The organism is Endozoicomonas sp. SESOKO2 (assembly GCF_024606245.1).
In the GTDB taxonomy this organism is placed as follows: domain Bacteria; phylum Pseudomonadota; class Gammaproteobacteria; order Pseudomonadales; family Endozoicomonadaceae; genus Endozoicomonas_A.
The window spans coordinates 1-1,812 of sequence record NZ_JAHHPQ010000460.1 but is presented as its reverse complement, the minus strand read 5'-3'; the positions used below and the strand labels follow the sequence as shown (position 1 = coordinate 1,812).

Sequence of the window (1,812 nt, the reverse complement as noted above, 5' to 3'; positions counted from 1 at the left end):
TCTCTCTTCTTCAAGGAATTGCTCTGCAAGCAGAGGGTAGTGTTGCCTGATTTCCTGCCGCCGCCTGATATCCAATAGAGGCTGTACGTCGTTGGCTCTGTGCCATAAACAGGGCTGACCAGGGGCTGGGCTGATAAGCAGGTACATATCTCTGCCATCGAAACGGCAGCCTGCCACTATTCCACGTCTGGATGCTTTACCGATGGCCATGCTGCTTCTCCCTGAGTTCGTTCTCAAGACGTTCAATCAGACGACGGCTTTGTTGCAGGATGACTTTGCAGTCATGGATGGTCAGATGCCTGGGGAGATCGACAAGGCTCCAGTTTTCCAGCGATTTCATGGCCTCGGCCAGATCAGTGGCCTGTGCTTCGCGGTGTTCAAGGAGCTGGTCTTCTTTAAGATGGCTGTCCATAACTCCTCCCACCCCCGTTAAGACCGAGACGCACGACGATGGCCCCGACTGCTGATTCTCCAGTCATTCCTGTGCTATTATTTTTCATGCAATAGACCTTTAATTGTTCTTGGGTTATTTGCCTCAAAGCCTCTGGTGTTGTAGCACCAGAGGCTTTATCTATTCAGAAAGTTGTCTTTATCCTCCTCATCCAGTGCCGCCAAATAGTCTTTTTTCAGACGGTAAACAATTTCGTTGTTAAGGCTTCGCTCGTTTCTGGAAGATTCCTCTTCAATCCATTTTTTTAAGTTTTCTGGCAAACGCAGCTGGAACCCAACGGTTCTTGGCTTCTTCTCCATATAAACCTCTCTCTCGTGGATAGATTCTAGGTAGATGTCAATATAACTTAGTTTTAACTTAAATAGATGTCAATAAAGATTCTTTTAACTTCATTCTGATACTGTTGTAATGTCACCGGATGAAACAAAAGCAACAGAATAGCTATCCGTTAAGGCTTCCAGCTGAACTAAGAGAACAACTAGAAGTCGAGGCCGAAAAAAAAGGCCAATCACTGAATGCCGAGATAACGCAACGGCTAAGAAATAGTCTCGCCTTCTCGAAGGGCGAGCCCCTTAGTAAAGAACAGCCGATCTCTGAAGCTGTGTTGGAAGAGTTGTCCGCTGTCCGGCTCAGACTGGATAATCTTGAGGCTTCTGTCATGAATGCGGATCAGTATGAACAAGCACTAAGAACTTTGTTCAGGAAGTTGGGAGACGGCAGCTGATGAACAGAAGAAATATCTTATTTGCCCTCACTTTATTTTCTGCTCCCTATATCGGGGCTTATGATGGAAATGAGTTGCTTCAGGATTGCGGTTCATTTATCCGTGAGGCAGATACAAGTTATAAGAATGCTGAGATAGAAGAGCTAGTCAATTCGGGGCGGTGTGACGTTTTTTTAAATACCATTGTCAACATGAATGCGATAGCCCAGTCTAGGAACATTCGGTCATTCATGTTTTGCCCTCCCGATTCTTTGACTGCAGTCCAGGCGGCAAGAATTATTGTGAAGTACCTTAAAGATCATCCGGGTAAACTCCATCTGAATGCTTCAGTCTTGGCCGTTGATGCACTTGGCGAGCCTGAAGCGTTCATTTGCACACTGATCGACGTTGGATCAAAAGAGGAGCCAAACCTTGTTAGAAAAACTAACAACCCCTTTCTTCCAGCTCTTCAGGCAAAACAGAAAAGTCAGAAAGAGCAGCAACCTAAAACATTTGAAGATCTAATCCCCAAAAAGGAAAAGAAGTAGTGTTAGGTTTTGCTTGGTGCGAATAAAGCACCAAAGTAAGTGTTGATCAGCTAATGAACAAAATTTAATCAATCCCCCCCATGAACACTGCTGGCCCATCCATTCAGAAT

Annotated in this window: 5 protein-coding genes; 2 read left to right on the top strand and 3 right to left on the bottom strand. The window is 45.3% G+C overall.

What is annotated here, in order from left to right; translation table 11 throughout:
- From KDK17_RS10475 to KDK17_RS10465, 3 genes are all read right to left on the bottom strand, one after another.
- Nucleotides 1-210, bottom strand: a 210-nt coding sequence (locus KDK17_RS10475; protein WP_257253888.1) for a hypothetical protein, incomplete at its 3' end; no start/stop codon positions are given.
- Nucleotides 197-412 (bottom strand): hypothetical protein, encoded by a 216-nt coding sequence (locus KDK17_RS10470; RefSeq protein ID WP_257253887.1) that lies wholly within the window; start codon nucleotides 410-412, stop codon nucleotides 197-199. The genes KDK17_RS10475 and KDK17_RS10470, both read right to left, overlap by 14 nt.
- A 155-nt stretch (nucleotides 413-567) precedes the next feature.
- On the bottom strand, nucleotides 568-750 hold the full coding sequence (locus KDK17_RS10465; protein WP_257288033.1) for an Arc family DNA-binding protein: 183 nt from the start codon (nucleotides 748-750) through the stop codon (nucleotides 568-570).
- Between the two features lie 119 nt (nucleotides 751-869).
- Between KDK17_RS10465 and KDK17_RS10460 the strand changes: the two genes are divergently transcribed.
- Together KDK17_RS10460 and KDK17_RS10455 are read left to right on the top strand one after the other, a co-directional pair.
- Entirely contained in the window at nucleotides 870-1,175 is a 306-nt protein-coding gene (locus tag KDK17_RS10460; RefSeq protein ID WP_257288032.1) for an Arc family DNA-binding protein, read from the top strand.
- The gene (locus tag KDK17_RS10455) at nucleotides 1,175-1,702 is read left to right on the top strand and encodes a Rap1a/Tai family immunity protein (RefSeq protein ID WP_257288031.1); all 528 of its coding nucleotides are present in this window, start codon (nucleotides 1,175-1,177) and stop codon (nucleotides 1,700-1,702) included. The genes KDK17_RS10460 and KDK17_RS10455 overlap by 1 nt, the downstream gene beginning before the upstream one ends.
- Nucleotides 1,703-1,812 lie beyond the last annotated feature (110 nt).